The organism is Brevinema andersonii, from assembly GCF_900112165.1.
Lineage (GTDB): Bacteria > Spirochaetota > Brevinematia > Brevinematales > Brevinemataceae > Brevinema > Brevinema andersonii.
Window position 1 is genome coordinate 49,992 of the sequence record NZ_FOKY01000003.1, and the last position, 15,446, is coordinate 65,437.

Annotated in this window: 16 protein-coding genes; 2 read left to right on the forward strand and 14 right to left on the reverse strand. The window is 32.0% G+C overall.

Annotated elements, in window-relative coordinates; translation table 11 throughout:
- Nucleotides 1–31 precede the first annotated feature (31 nt).
- Nucleotides 32–2,107: a WG repeat-containing protein gene (locus BM018_RS03555; RefSeq protein ID WP_159428158.1), complete on the reverse strand. Its 2,076-nt coding sequence runs from the start codon at nucleotides 2,105–2,107 to the stop codon at nucleotides 32–34.
- Nucleotides 2,108–2,252: 145 nt separating this feature from the next.
- On the opposite strand from BM018_RS03555, the gene BM018_RS03560 reads away from it, so the two are divergent.
- Complete coding sequence (locus tag BM018_RS03560) at nucleotides 2,253–2,615, forward strand: YraN family protein (protein ID WP_092318695.1); 363 nt, start codon at nucleotides 2,253–2,255, stop codon at nucleotides 2,613–2,615.
- Nucleotides 2,616–2,626: 11 nt separating this feature from the next.
- Nucleotides 2,627–2,830 (forward strand): hypothetical protein, encoded by a 204-nt coding sequence (locus BM018_RS03565; protein WP_092318697.1) that lies wholly within the window; start codon nucleotides 2,627–2,629, stop codon nucleotides 2,828–2,830.
- A gap of 110 nt (nucleotides 2,831–2,940) precedes the next feature.
- Here the strand turns inward: BM018_RS03565 and BM018_RS03570 are convergent, their stop codons facing one another.
- The 13 genes from BM018_RS03570 to BM018_RS03630 are packed head-to-tail and all read right to left on the reverse strand — an operon-like array spanning nucleotide 2,941 to nucleotide 15,445.
- Nucleotides 2,941–3,603, reverse strand: coding sequence for an SH3 domain-containing protein (locus BM018_RS03570; RefSeq protein ID WP_092318699.1), 663 nt, complete (start codon nucleotides 3,601–3,603; stop codon nucleotides 2,941–2,943).
- Entirely contained in the window at nucleotides 3,600–5,228 is a 1,629-nt protein-coding gene (locus tag BM018_RS03575) for a 6-hydroxymethylpterin diphosphokinase MptE-like protein (RefSeq protein WP_092318701.1), read from the reverse strand. The genes BM018_RS03570 and BM018_RS03575 overlap by 4 nt, the downstream gene beginning before the upstream one ends.
- Nucleotides 5,225–5,809, reverse strand: a complete 585-nt coding sequence (locus BM018_RS03580; protein WP_092318703.1) for a phosphatase PAP2 family protein — start codon at nucleotides 5,807–5,809, stop codon at nucleotides 5,225–5,227. The genes BM018_RS03575 and BM018_RS03580 overlap by 4 nt, the downstream gene beginning before the upstream one ends.
- 11 nt (nucleotides 5,810–5,820) lie before the next feature.
- Nucleotides 5,821–6,243 (reverse strand): acyl-CoA thioesterase, encoded by a 423-nt coding sequence (locus tag BM018_RS03585; RefSeq protein WP_092318705.1) that lies wholly within the window; start codon nucleotides 6,241–6,243, stop codon nucleotides 5,821–5,823.
- Entirely contained in the window at nucleotides 6,240–7,322 is a 1,083-nt protein-coding gene (rsgA, locus tag BM018_RS03590) for a ribosome small subunit-dependent GTPase A (RefSeq protein WP_092318707.1), read from the reverse strand. The genes BM018_RS03585 and rsgA overlap by 4 nt, the downstream gene beginning before the upstream one ends.
- A 2-nt stretch (nucleotides 7,323–7,324) precedes the next feature.
- Nucleotides 7,325–9,253, reverse strand: a complete 1,929-nt coding sequence (locus BM018_RS03595) for a V-type ATP synthase subunit I (RefSeq protein ID WP_092318709.1) — start codon at nucleotides 9,251–9,253, stop codon at nucleotides 7,325–7,327.
- A gap of 16 nt (nucleotides 9,254–9,269) precedes the next feature.
- The gene (locus BM018_RS03600) at nucleotides 9,270–10,262 is read right to left on the reverse strand and encodes a V0D/AC39 family V-type ATPase subunit (protein ID WP_092318711.1); all 993 of its coding nucleotides are present in this window, start codon (nucleotides 10,260–10,262) and stop codon (nucleotides 9,270–9,272) included.
- A gap of 2 nt (nucleotides 10,263–10,264) precedes the next feature.
- Complete coding sequence (locus BM018_RS03605; RefSeq protein WP_092318713.1) at nucleotides 10,265–10,576, reverse strand: hypothetical protein; 312 nt, start codon at nucleotides 10,574–10,576, stop codon at nucleotides 10,265–10,267.
- 1 nt (nucleotide 10,577) lies between these two features.
- Nucleotides 10,578–11,024, reverse strand: coding sequence for a universal stress protein (locus BM018_RS03610; protein ID WP_092318715.1), 447 nt, complete (start codon nucleotides 11,022–11,024; stop codon nucleotides 10,578–10,580).
- On the reverse strand, nucleotides 11,014–11,676 hold the full coding sequence (locus BM018_RS03615; RefSeq protein WP_092318717.1) for a V-type ATP synthase subunit D: 663 nt from the start codon (nucleotides 11,674–11,676) through the stop codon (nucleotides 11,014–11,016). Before BM018_RS03615 ends, BM018_RS03610 begins: the two co-directional genes overlap by 11 nt.
- A gap of 1 nt (nucleotide 11,677) precedes the next feature.
- Entirely contained in the window at nucleotides 11,678–13,066 is a 1,389-nt protein-coding gene (locus tag BM018_RS03620; RefSeq protein WP_092318719.1) for a V-type ATP synthase subunit B, read from the reverse strand.
- The gene (locus BM018_RS03625) at nucleotides 13,056–14,861 is read right to left on the reverse strand and encodes a V-type ATP synthase subunit A (RefSeq protein WP_200778561.1); all 1,806 of its coding nucleotides are present in this window, start codon (nucleotides 14,859–14,861) and stop codon (nucleotides 13,056–13,058) included. The genes BM018_RS03620 and BM018_RS03625 overlap by 11 nt, the downstream gene beginning before the upstream one ends.
- Nucleotides 14,858–15,445, reverse strand: a complete 588-nt coding sequence (locus BM018_RS03630) for a hypothetical protein (protein WP_092318721.1) — start codon at nucleotides 15,443–15,445, stop codon at nucleotides 14,858–14,860. The genes BM018_RS03625 and BM018_RS03630 overlap by 4 nt, the downstream gene beginning before the upstream one ends.
- Between the last annotated feature and the right edge of the window lies 1 nt (nucleotide 15,446).

Consider the following 15,446-nt stretch of genomic DNA (forward strand, 5'->3'; position numbering starts at 1 on the left):
TAGCTCCTATTAAGGAGCTATTTTCCGTTATCTAATTATTAGATTCTATGGTGGTGCTAGATAATACTATCTCATCTTTTTCTTCGACAATAATACTTTGATGATCAGTATATTCAGAACTACTAACATTAGATAATACTTCATTTGTTTCTAATACTGCTTTATTGTCTATTTTGGTATCTGATTTGAAGATAGGATCAACAATTTCTGGCACAACAACTTTAATAGAAGAGGGTTTAGGATAATCATGAATCATTATAAGACCATTGTTTTGATTACTAACTATAATTTTTTCGGATCCTATATTGATAGAAAACATTGTTGGCTTATTCTCATTGTCATTTTTCCCATAAAACCGAGCTTCATAATGATTCCCTAAATAATTAGGCAATGTTCCATTTTTATTAGGATATTCTGATACTGGATAACCTAATGCAGATGAAAATAAAAAAAATGCTTCATTTAATTTCATAAATGGAATAACATAAGTATCTTGAATCATATTTTTATTAATTATACGAGTCATCACTACCCCATTAAAAAATGCAGCATTTATGCTTGTTGTGAAAGTATAGGGAGAGCCAGTTTCCGAAATAATCCCAAAATGATCTCGAAAATAGGGATAAATTCCCATTCCAGGTTTAGGAGGAGGGTAGAAAGAAACCGCTTCTGAAAATACAAAACCTGGTCTAGAATAAAATTTCGCAGTATACAACAATCCAGATAGTCCATGTCCAATAACAGGTACTGCAGTTCTTTGAAAAGTTTTTTCTAATTCTGCCCCATAATCCATTCTTATAATAACACGAGAAGCTGGATCACTCTCTTTATAAAATGGAATACTAGGATAAGCAATAACATATAAAATATCCCGATCTTGCGGGACTGGCTTAGAAACTATATTCCATGATTTCACAGGAATTCCTTGCTTATTGATATAAGCAGTCCTAAATCCACCAGGAATTGCTGATAATGTTATTGCCAATTCACCTTTAAAATCAGAAGCTTGTAAAAAAGAGGGCTTGATGACTACTTTTGCCAAATTATCAAAATAACCTATATATTTATCCACTTTCATTCTAGCTCTGTTATAAAAAAAGGATCCTATGGATGATATTTTATCAGTCAAATTATATTTACCCTCTGCATTCATAAATCCATGTTGATTATTTTGAGAAACACGTGCAAAAGTACCATCAAAACGAGCGGCACGAGTAAAAATAAACGGTGCAATTAGCTCGCCTTGTGTATTAATATAGCCAAATAAATTATTTTGAGAAACAATAGCAAGACCATGATAGAAATCATCAGCATTTTTATAAATGGTAGGAATTACTAATTCACCATTTTTATTGATATAACCCCATGAATTTCCACGCTTTACTCTAGCTAATCCATTTTTAAAATCTCCGATATAATCATAAGATTTCGTTGTAATCACTGTTCCTGATTTATCAATCACAAACCATGATCTTCCATCTGATACTGCTGCAATGTTTTCTGAAAAGGAGCGAGCATTTTTATATTGTGGATCTATTGTAAAAATACCTTTTTTATCAATGTATCCATATAAAGCATTTCGACCAACCAATGTCTTTACTAATGCTAGGCCATTTTGAAAATCATAAGCATCTAAAAAAGCAGCAGGAATTATTTCTTTTCCTTGAGAAGAAGCATATCCAAATAAATCATCTCTCTTAAATCTTGATACAGACTCAACTATAGGAAAAATAGCATCATATACTGCACTACTAGCAATAGTCCCTGAAGGCAAAAGATAAGCAAATTTCCCACGGATATTGACCTGTGCAACACCACCATTAAAATCAGAAACAGATAAAAATTTAGGAGGAATAATTTCTCGTCCCTGTATATTAATAAATCCATATAATAGTTCACGTTTATCATCATAAGTACTAATTTTTGCAAGCCCTTCAGAAAAATCTGTAGCAGATTCATACTTCGGAGGAACAATGATTTTTCCTGCAGAATTTATATATCCCCATTTCCCATTTTGAGGAAAAGGATATAATTTACTATCCTCCTGCCCAAAAATATTAATAGAAATAAATAAAATCATCATATTAACTTTCAAAAACAAGTGCATAAAATCCTCTTCTCCTTTAGAAAATATATATAAGTATAACATAAAATAAGGAAAAATCAATAATTTAATACAAATTTCTAGTACTAAAAAGTAAAGCATTTACTAAAGACTCCGAAAATTTATTATATGATACAGAAGAAATTTTATGGAAACCTATTTATCTAAAAAACAATTAGGCCAAAAAGCAGAAATCGAAGCTAAACAGTTTTTATTGGAACAAAACTGGCAATTTATTACACAAAATTATTTTACAAAATTCGGAGAAATTGATTTAATTTTTATCAATAATACCACTTTAGTATTCATAGAAGTTAAAATGCGTACCCCAAAAAGTGATTTTGATATTTCGATAAATCCCAAAAAGGTGAAAAATATTAGAAAGACAGCAGAAATTTTTTTAGAAAAAGAAAATATTAATTTTACAGAAATTCGTTTTGATGTGATTTTTGTAAATTATAATAAAAGAGGAGATGTTGTGGAGATTGGGCACAGACCAAATTTTTTTTAATGAGGTTAACCGTGTCCGAACTATCTTTCGACCGAAAACGTAATTTCCGGCGTCTTATTGTTAAGACCAATTCAGGTTCCTTAACCCCGGAAAGAACTGAATCTCTAAGACGAAAAATTAATGATCCGACCTATTTATCCTTTACAATTGATCGCTTAGCAGATAATCTCAGCAAAGTCTTTACAGAAAGCTATTCTGCTACTGGTAAAGACTAAAAATATCAAAATAAAAACTGGTTCCGTTTTTATTTTGATCAACACTCCTACTTTAAATAATCCCCTAATTTAGGGGATTATTTTTATGAGCAGATAAAACTTATACTCTTTTATTCCCATAAAGGAGGTACAAATTCTTCTTGAACCCAAGCTTCTCTTTTATCAAGAGTTTTTACAAGTAAAAATTCACCTATTTGATCTACCACCCTCAATTCCGATCCTGCCGGTAAAGTAATATTTTTTTTACTTTTCACATCAGGTTCCTCATAAAGGTCAATAATATGTGTTGCTATCCTATCCGGCACATTAAAAAAAATATAATAACGAATTAAGCCAACACTTAAAAGAACAACAGAAGTGCTAAACATACCTATTATATACAAAATATATTTTTTCTTTTTTACTGGCAAAAATACTATTAAAGAAACAATTAATAACAAAAAGGATCCTAAAATTGCATTCCATTGAGGAGGAACCGCATTAAAAAAAACAGCAAACATCCTACTAATCACATTATCTTGAGTAAATACTACCGGTAATCCTATTTCTCTTCTTAATTGATAAAATAAAGTTCTAATTTGTTTATTATTGGGAGCAAGAAGCATAGCTTTTTTGATACATTTCATTGCTGGCCCATATTCACTATTATAATAAAATTGTAAACCATTATTATAAAGATTATTCGGATGAGTAAATTGATCTACTCTATCTTTTGCCATAATAGGTGTTATTAAAAATAACATTTTAATTAAGAAAAAAGTACATTTTTTCATATTTTTGTTCCTTGAAAGTGATATTGAGCTATTATTTTTTTCAATCTGTTATATTTTCTATTATAAAGAAATTCATTATAAACTTCTCCCTTTAACAATTGAGTATATTCTGAGTAAAAATACTCATGTAATAGGCTTTTTTGATGAGAATCCAAAACAAAATTGATCCACTCAATATATAATTTTTCAAACAACACAGTCAAATTTATTATTGGATTCAAGGAAAAATCAAATATTTTATCGATATGAATATTATCATTTTTTCCTATCACTGATAATTTTTCATGACTCCAAGAATCAAAAAATGCTCCGCTTTCTGATCCGTTTATTACTCTATTATGCAGATTTTCTTCTTTACAAAATGCTATGGACATTTCAAACCAATGTCGAAATTGTTCTAATAATGGATCTACTAATACAAGTTGGTTATCTATTCCCTGAGCATAAAAATCAGGCAATTTATGCACATGAATGGTCTCTAAAGTTTTTAATCGATTGGCATTGCTTCTATATTGACGGTCGTAAGTTGTTCCTACTGCATGACCTCTATAATTCGTATAAGCAAGGTCTTGACCTATCATAATGATCTTTTCAGCTCCGTGGGACACAGCATAATGAAAAGCAGAGGTCGCAACAGAACCTCCTGTTTGCAGCTCGGGAAACTTTATCCCATAAGACATCAAAAAATTTATCAACTCAATCCGGTGAATATATAGGCCTTTTTTAGGATGATTCACTGGGTGTCCTGTAGACACAAAAGAAATTGCCTTCCACGGCTGATTGACAATAATTGGATGTACAGAAATATCAGCAATAAGTATCATTTTATTAAAAATAGAATGTTCAATAGAAACGAAATCCGTAACATTATGAATCTTCGCGTCAACAGCATGAACAAAATCAGGTACTATCCCATACTCTAATAAAGAACTCAATGCTGTATCAACTGCTATAATCACATAAGAATGATGTATTTTTTCTAAGTATGGGAGACTTTCCTTCAAGGAAGGCCCAGCAGAACAAATAATAACCTTCTTTCCGCAAAATACAGTAGTAGGAATTATACTAATACTCTGGGAATTTAATAATTGAATATTCTGTAAAATATTACAATACCAAGATTCCATAAGATGAAAATGTATATTATGAGTCGAACGTAATACATGTTTTCCTTTTTCGGTATATGAGGTCCACACTTGATCCTTGAATGTAATATTTCTCATAGACAAGTCAACAAAATTTAAAGATTGATATGCAGGAAGAGATACAATAGCATCAAAAATCTTTTGTGGATCGTCAACATCAATAAATGCATGCAATTTTTCAATAGGAAATACCATTTTAAAGATTTCTGCTATTTCTCTTCTCAATTCTACAGCAATGATAGTAAATCCTTGTTGAACCAGCAGTTCTGTATGATACCCTAATCCCACACCCCATAAAATAATTATTGTAGCAGATTGATCACAATATTTAAGAGGCTCAATAAAACGTTGAGCTTCTAAAACAGGAAACTTACTGCTATGCAAATAAAGACCGTCATATTTTATCGTATAATTATTATCTTGTGCTTTAATAAGAGAAAATTGATTAGCATATTTATTCAAACTTTCTAACAAGTTCATATCATGATTCCTGTCACAATTTGAGATAGAAACGTCCCACACTTAGCAGAAAAATATGCAAGAATGATACCTGCAAAAATATCCGAAGGATAATGCACAGCTAAATAAACCCTTGAAAATGCAATAATAAGCGCGATTATTAAAAAAAAAGGCCATGCAACTGGAAAAACCAATTTTGCCGTAAATGCCATAGTAAATGCAGCTGCTGTATGACCCGATGGAAAAGAAAAAGGATCAGGTGGAGCATACAAATAATCAAGATCTTGATATACTAAATAAGGACGTGTCCGTTTGACTAAATTCTTTAAAAATATTTGACCATAAAGCTGCAATAAAGCAGAAATATGAAAAGATACACCAATAGGCACGCTATATAGCATAATAATTAAAGAAAATAATAACCAAGCTTGTCCATTACCTAATTTTGTAAAGAGAATTGCAATCCGTGTTAGAAATTGACGCCTCGTTTTTGTAAATACCAATAATAACAAGCGATCAGGATTATATTTTTCTGATAAAGACAAAGAATGAGATGTATGTAATTTTTTAGGAGTATTATTTCTATGGCGAAATAAGTTCAAAATAACCTCTATTACATTTGTTGAAATTCAGGATGAAAATATAAAGTAAAATCAGTTAATAGTTCTTGATCAATACGCATAGGCTTTCTGAATTCAGCATTCGTAAATATATGCTTAGAAAATCCAATTACACAAAGTTCTGAGTCATTACGAAGAATTTGATAATCCAATCGAAGACGACGATTGTCTAAATGTGTAACAGCACTTAATATAGTAATTTTATCTTCAAAAAAGGTAGGAGCTTTGTAACGAAATCCTAATTCCGTTACTGGTAACACGATACCTAGAGCCTCTATTTCAGAATAAGAAATACCCATATCTCTCATTAATTGTGTTCGTGAAAATTCCGCCCAAATAGGATAAACAGCATGATGAACTATTCCCATCATATCTGTTTCTGCATATCTTACTATGACATTGCTTTCATGGATCATATTTTCCTCTTTTTATCGAAAATCGCTCTGGGGGAATTTTTTCTTTTTTTATATTTTGATAGTATATAAGATTGTTGTTTATGAATTTTCTGTCCTGCTTCCTGTCTTTTTGAAAGAAGTTCCAATGTCTCTGATTTTAATTTTCTCCAATTTTCCAAACGTCCGGAATCTAATTGGCCATTTCGTATTGCATCACGAACAGCACAATTTGGTTCATGCAAATGAACACAATTACGGAATTGACATTGCAAACTTAACTGTTGAATATCGCTAAAACTTTCTGATAATGATTCGCAATCATCCAGCCAAACATATAGTTCTCTAATGCCAGGATTATCAATAATAATCCCTCCATTTTCAAGAAAAAACATATCTCTCGAACTTGTTGTATGCTTTCCTTTATTATTTTTACCTACCGATCTGGTCATTTGAACATTCTGACCTAACAAAGTGTTCACTATTGTGGATTTTCCAACTCCAGAAGATCCTAAAAATACTGCTGTTTTTCCTGCACTTAGATATTTTAAAAGCACATCGACAATTAGCGGATCATGAGCATTAGTCAATAGAATAGGAATATTTGGAGCTAATTTCCGCGTTTCAAGAAGAAACTGTTCAGCATTTTCTATGCAATCAATTTTATTAAGTAGGATAATGAAATCAATATGATTTTCTGCAGATAATGTCAAATAACGCTCAATTTTTCTAGGATTAAAACCTTCGAGAAGAGACACCACTAAAAATATAATATCTGCATTAGCAGTAATTACTTGCTCAACTGAAGTTTTCCCAGAAGTTTTACGTGAAATTTTATTTCTTCGTGGAAGAATTACTTCAACAATAGCTTTCTCATTATTGAAACTCACCATAACCCAATCACCGACAACTGGCCATTGTTCTTTTAATAATGATTTTCTTAAAGAGCCTCTTAACCGTGCCGAAAAATGCCCTGATTCCGTTATAATATTATACCCAAAACTATGCTTTTGTGTTATTCGTGCAGGAACAAGTTCCGGATATCTGCTAGAAAAATTTTTAAAATATTCATCCCAGCCAAGATTATATAATAATTTAAGCAATTTTATACATCCTTATTCAGATTTATAGGTTTAAATAGCCTACCCGAACCCTTAAAAAACCGGACAAAAAATTCATAATATTCTAATCTTAATGTTTGAATCCCAACAATAAATCCTTCAAAGAAAATAACAAAAATATTGCCTAATAACAAAATAATATTACCAACTATCGGATTCGAAGCAAGATCTTTTAAAGCAAAAATAGCTAACATTAAAGCAGCATGCGTTAAAGCAAAAGCTCCAATACGCACAAAAGAAATAGTATTTGAAAGTAACGACAAATAAAATTCAAACATATCAAAGATACCCATCCACCATTCTGACAATTTTCCATGCCCATAGAATAAAACATCCCAAACTCTCTCAAAACCTAGAAAAATACTCAAAATAATAATAGATATCACTAGCCATAACGAAATTGTTTCACCTTTTATTATTCTATAACATACTGTTAAAAACATCAGATAAATAACAAAAGCAATAATCCCTTTATGAGAAAAAATTAACATTTGCCAATCTTTAATTTTGATCGCGTTAATAATACCTAACAAATAACCTAGAATAATCACCCCTATTCCGAAACAAACTGAATAGGTTAATAGTGTCGTAGTTTGATGCATTGGACTAAGCCATAAATGAGGAATAATATTTTCATATCCAAAAATAGAACCATAAAAAAATCCAAAAATAGTCGCTGAAATACCTACCCAAACCATTAAAGAAAAAATTAAACGAAAAGCAGATTTTTTAAACAATAGTCCAATTAAACCAACACTTAACAGCACCAATCCCTGTCCAACATCGCCAAACATCGCACCATACATCACAACATATAAAATAGCTACAAGAAGTGTTGGATCAATCTCTCGATAGCCAGGGATACCAAAAAGAGTAACAAGGGTTTCAAATGGCTTAAAAATACGAGGATTTCCTAATTTTGTAGGAACATCGGTTCCTGTAGAGAAATAATCTGTATTCGTAATATGCATTTCATATTTTTGTCCACATAATTTTTCTAATTCTATTTTAAAATTTTTAAATTCTTTTGCAGCTATCCAACCTGAAAATACAACAAAATGACCCGCTTGACGTACAGAATTATTAACTTCTGAAATTTTATTGTATAAAGATATTGAATAAAAAATCTGTCTTAATTCTTGTAAAATTTCAGGAGCTATTTTCTGACATTCATTCTCTAATAACAATTCCTTATCACATAGTATAGTAAATTCTAGACCTAATTCCATCATATTTACCACCCCCCTCCCGAAAAATTCGTCAGGAAGGCCATAATTAATAAAGTACACTTTCTCTAGCAAAGAATTTAGTTCATGCATATGCTCCCTAGATACTGCCAAAAATACAATTTCAGAATCATTAATATGCCCTTCTGTCAATATTTCGCCATTAAAACGGGCAAATTCATGTTTTAATAATTCCAAATTACCAATACTAATAACTCCCAAAACAGAATATAATTCTTCAGGATCTTTAAGTTGTTCAGCATGACGTACCGACTGATTATACATCCTAAGTCCTGCCATTTTAACAGCAACTTCTTCCTTTTTTTTTCTCACTGCCATAAATTTATCTTGGAAATAAGCAACTTTATTTTGGTCAGACCTAAGGATATCGCCAATAGCAGGGATTGAAAGTTGTGATTTATAATGAAGTAAATCCGTACTATTTTTTCTATTAGAAGCATACTTTTCAAAAAAATTTTTAATTTCTATAGCATAACGTTCATAATCAGTTATAATTTTCTTTTTATCTGAATTTTGCTCCTTCACCCATTTTTCTGGATCATTAACAAAAAATGAAAGACTTGAAGGTTCAAAGATACCTGACTCTACAACAAACTGCGATACTTTATTTTCATCTTTTTTTAACACAAGAAGATCTATCAAAAACATTTTTTGTGACGTAAACATAAATTCACCTGTAAAATTATAAAAAATCCATCACTTCTTCTTTTTCCATATGAAGTGATTTCGCTTCAATAATCGTAGATAACTGAGAAAATTGTATTTTTTTCAATTGTAAAAAGGCCAAGAACGATGAAATACTTGTCAAACTTCCATGCAGTTCTTTACGGCATATCTTTTCTATTCTCGAACGCATAGACATCCTGATTGTAGATGCATTATTATGGCAGTCAACATCTATATAACGGTCCTCTTTCAGCATATCACAAAATTCCTGACTCGTCACTACCACAATATAATGTTGCCATCGTTCTGACGATAAAATATGTGTAACATTAGGGAGATAAAGCCATGCTTCCTTAGCATCAAGTCCATAATGAAATTTATAACGGTACAAATTTAACAAACGTTCCATATCTATAGGCAACAAAACAATCTTTTTTGCATTTAACTTCCCATGAGTATCTAATCTTTTAGAAACAGTGAAAATCCGATTCGCATAAAACGTATCCAATGCCGATTCCCAATAAAAAGTATTTTTTTCTGTTTCTACTTTATCAAGAGAGTTAGTAAGCATTTCATAAGCTGTCCCAATCAAAAACTGACGTAACTCCTGAAATGTTCTAATTTCACGATATTTATTCAATGATAATTGAGGAGTAAATACATATTGGTAAAAATTATCAGAAAAACGATCAGAAACGAGCATTTGTACTAAAATTTTTAAATTTTCTATTTCAAATTCACGTAACAATTCTTTTACAAATGCTTTACCTTCACCTGATAAAGCACTAGAAGCCGTATATCCAAAATATATCAATTTCTCTTTAAGTTTTTTTAGAAAAAAATGAGAATCTAAAGGTTCTGATAAAATTATATTTTCTTTTTGTGCAATATATTGTAATATTTGCATAAGATCAAAAGAAAGTATTTTTTCCATCTCTTTTTTAGACAAAAAAGATAAGCTCCAATTTTTTACACGTACAGATAAAGGAATATACTGAGCTGATATCATCGTTATTCCAACCAAAATTCATGTGATAAAGATAACAAAATATTATCTTTCTTTTTTTCCCACAATTCTTGCAGTAGATTTTTTTTATTTTGGAATGTACTTTGCAATTCTTGATCATATAATTGAACACGATTCAGCATTTCTTCTTCTTGAAGTTTTTCATATTGTAAATATTCATCTAAAAAAGATTGTTCCATAATTTTAATTTTTTTGTCGATGGAATCGTAAATTTCTTTTATTTCTTTATTTCCGTTTTCTTTAAGCTGTGCTATATGTTCTTCGATATCATAAATTTGATCTATCATTGATTTCATATTATTCTCCAGCTATCATTATTCCTAATCCGGAACGTAACATTTTTTTTTCTAAGCTACCAAAAGAATCAATAAAATTCTCACTATTCGGTACTTTGGCAATCATAACAAATTTATGCTGTGCAGGATTTTTCTTAATAAAATTTTTAATTTCTAAAAAAGGATCTCCTTCTAACAAAACAGTCTCAATATCAATATGGTATGAGGAAGCAATTCGTTTAGCATATTCTAAATATTTTTCTGCATCACGCCTCAAATTATCTCCAAAAACTGAAGATTCTTCTTCTATAAAAATTTTATAACGTTGAAGTTTAGCTAATGATTCTTTATCCAAAACATAAATTGCCGTCACTTTGGCGTTGAGAAATACTGCTGTTTCAATAGCTTTTTCTGTTGCTATTTTACTTTCATCAGTTCCTGTAATCGGAACAAAAATTCTAGTAATCATGATTCTCACCTCTCATGATAACCACTTTTTTTCTTTCTTTTATTCGTTTCATTTGGAAAAGAGTCTCCCTATCTTTTTCTTCCATTGTATCCTTAATATACGCTAAAGTAACTGAAGTATCTGGTATCATAAAATTTTCTAAAGCATTAACTCTCCGTTGGATTTTTTTCACTTCATGAGCTAATTTCCAAGCAGCACTTTCCAAACCGGCCACTTCAACGAGCAAATTTTTAATATTTGCTACTCCTTTAAAAAGCTCATCGAAAGCAGGACTTGTATTGGAAATTCCCATAGGAATTTTTGATAAATTTTCTCCCGTATCCCTAATAATCAATTGTGGTACAGGTACTCCCATGATAGAACGGAAAATCATATCTACTACAAAATCCTGTGGCATATTCTTCATCATCAAATCAAAAGTAAACCCATAAGTTTCTAACTTCACTAAAGCAAGTTGCCGATAAATTTTCTGTAATTGCTTATCTAAAAGTGTTCGTTTTTCTTTAATATTCGCTACTAAATTAGACAAATGCATAATAAAAACTTCACGTTTTTGCTCCAGAAGGCTATGTCCTTCTTTTGCCAAAGATAATTCCGCTTTCAAGATAGAATAATTACTTTTAGTGGGAGTAACATTCCGTTTGTTAGCCATGCTATTCTTCTTTTCCTTGATAATGGCGTAATAATTCTTGAGTACTCATATTAGTTAATTCGCTTCTGGGAAGAATTGACAAAATTTTCCATGCTAAATCCAAACTTTCATCAATTGATCTGTTTTCATCAAAACGCTGATTAATAAATTCTTCTTCAAACACTTTCCCAAATTTTAAATAATCCTGATCGATAGGGGTCATTTCCTCTTCGGAAACAATAGCAGCAATAGCTCTCACTTCTAAGGCTCGCGCATATGAAGAATATAACTGCATAAATAATTTTGGATGATCCTCACGCGTCAATCCTTGACCTATCGCATCTTTCATCAAGCGTGATAATGAAGGCAATAATTCAATAGGAGGTACAATACCTTGTCCAAAAAGATGTCGCCCCAAAACTACCTGTCCTTCCGTAATAAAACCAGTCAAATCTGGTACAGGATGAGTAATATCGTCACCAGGCATTGTAAGTATAGGAATTTGAGTAACAGATCCAGGGCAACCTTTCACACGTCCTGCTCTTTCATATATTGTAGAAAAATCAGAATACATATATCCCGGAAATCCTTTTCTAGAAGGTACTTCACCTCGTGCAGCAGCAATTTCACGCAATGATTCGGCATAAGCAGTCATATCAGTGAGAATAACTAACACATCCATCCCCTTATCATAAGCAAAATATTCAGCCAACGTTAAGGCAACTCTCGGAGTAATTAATCGTTCAATTGTCGGATCATCCGCTAAATTAAGAAACAATGCTGTATTTTTTAATGCTCCTGTAGATTTAAAAGAATCAATAAAAAATGCTGCATCATCATGTCTAATACCCATGGCAGCAAAAACAACAACAAAGGGATTACCACTTTTGGAGGTCGTCTGTGACACAATTTGCGCAGCTAACTGATTATGAGGTAGCCCTGCTCCCGAAAATATAGGTAATTTTTGCCCTCGTACTAGAGTATTCATAACATCAATCGCTGAAATCCCCGTTTGGATACAATCATGAGGATATTCTCGTTCTACTGGATTTAAAACTAACCCATTAACATCTCGCTCAAATTCAGGATTAGGAGCACGAAGACCATCAATAGGACACCCTAATCCATCAAAAATTCGGCCTAACATTTCAGTAGATACACCAATATGATATGTTTCACCCCAAAATTTTACAGAAACTTTTTTAGGATCTATCCCTGCTGAACTTCCATAAAGTTGTAAAACAGTAAATTTTTCGTTTACTTCAATAACGCGAGCTAATTTAACATCGCCTGTTTGGGTTGTTAAGGATGCAATTTCACCATATGCTGCATTTGCGATAGCATTAACAATCACCAAAGGTCCAACTACAGAATAAACACCTTCATAACTTTTTTGTATCTTAATATGCATTTTTTGCTCCTATAGATTGAGGAACATTTTCATATTTTATCAACAAAGCACTCATTTCGTCATTAACAAAATTTTCTAATTTGACAAATGCAGCTTCATCATCATTTGGTATTTCAAGCCTTGCTCTTATAAGCATCGGTACCGATTCCAAACTCCTAATTTCAAAAATTGGAGCCCCCATATTAATGATTTCTTCTGCTTTATGATAAAAATTCATCATCAATTTTAACAACCACATTTGTTTCTGGGGAGAAGAATACATATCGATTGCATCATAAGCATTTTGCTTAAGAAATCCTTCTTTTATAATTCTAGCCGCTTCTAATACCAATCGCTCAACATCAGGCAGAGCATCAGGACCAATCAATCGAACAATTTTTTGTAATTTATTTTCCCTTAGTAGCAGATCATATGCTTCTCTCCTAAGCACAACAGTATCGGAATTAACATGTTTTTCCCACCATTCTGAAACTAAATCGGCATATTCACTGTAACTTTGTACCCAATTAATAGAAGGATAATGTCGTGCTGACGCCAACGCTTTATCAAGCTCCCAAAATGCACGTACAAATCTTTTTGTATTTTGCGTGACAGGTTCCGAAAAATCCCCACCTGGAGGCGAAACTGCAGCAATCATCGTCACAGAACCTTTATTGCCATTACGCAATTCAACACTTCCTGCTCTTTCATAAAACGATGCCAATTTTGACCCCAAATATGCTGGAAATCCTTCCTCAGCTGGAATTTCTTCTAAGCGACCAGATAATTCTCGCAACGCTTCTGCCCAACGTGATGACGAATCAGCCATAACAGCAATATCATATCCCATATCACGATAATATTCTGCAATAGTAATGCCTGTATATATAGATGCCTCACGAGCTGTAACAGGCATATTAGATGTATTTGCTATCATAACAGTTCTATCAAATAATGGAGCTCCCGTTTTGGGATCAATCAGATGAGGAAATTCTTCCAATACTTCAGTAATTTCATTTCCTCGTTCGCCGCACCCTACATATACCACAATTTTAGCGTCAGACCATTTTGCTAATTGATGTTGTGTTATTGTTTTACCAGTACCAAATCCTCCCGGTATAGCAATTGCGCCACCTTTAGCTGCAGGAAAAAAAATATCAATAATACGCTGACCTGTCATTAAAGGCTCTGTAGGCAGAAATCGTTCTTTATAAGGACGCGGAATTTTAACAGGCCAACGATGACTTAATCGAATTTCATGGACATTACCATATTTATCTTGCACTGTAGCAATAACATCATCAATAGTATACAATCCTTCAGGCATAATCGATAGCAACAATCCTGAAATATTAGGAGGAAGCATAATCTTATGTTGAATCAATTCTGTTTCAGGTACTGTTCCGATTTCTGCTCCTAATTGCAATTCATCATGCATTTTCACTGTAGGTGTAAATTGCCATTTTTTCTTGCGGTCCAAAGCAGGAACAGATATTCCCCTTTCCAAATATATACTATGTGTAGCATCTGCTATTTCACGAAGCGGCCGTTGAATGCCATCGAAAACATGTGCTAACAAACCAGGACCTAATTCCACAGAAAGAGGCATCCCCGTCCCAAAAACAGGATGTCCTAGGGTCAGACCATCTGTATTTTCATACACCTGAATCACAGCTTCTTGACCTTCTACACTGAGTATTTCACCAATGAGATAAAGTTCTGAAACTTTAACCATTTCCATAAGCTGGACAGGTTCAGTTAATATTGCTGTAACCAAAGGACCATTAATTTTTATAATAATACCTATAGAGTTCATAATCCTTCCTTAAGCATGCGAAGTGTAGAATTTAATAACTTCGCTTTTTGCTCTTCAAACAAATAAGCAAAACTTAAATTTATATTAACTCCATCACGCGTTTTTATGATAAAACCAGCCTCAATTGTATCATCAGCTGCAATTGTTATTGTACCAGAAATCAAGGAAACATTATCATGAATCAATTCGATATCTCTCGAATTGATATATAAATAACTATTGTTTAAGTCTGTAGAATCTGATATTTTAACAAGACATAAACGAAGAATTTCGCCATAACGATTTTTATTTAACACAAAAGTTAATAACGAAGATCGAATAAGAGGTAGAAGATTATTAATAAATTCATCTTCTTCTTTTAATTGTTTATTTCGATATAGGAAATCTTTTTCTGATTTAAGAGAAATTTCTTTTTTAGAAAGCTGAGAACGTAGAATATCTTTTTTATTATTATAAAAATCTTCTAAAATATCACCTTTTGCAAGAACTTTTTTAGTAGCCTCAATCTTGGCATGATCTCTACTTTGATTTATTTCATCTATTACTGTTTGTTCTATATCAGAAATCATATCTTTTAAGGCCATA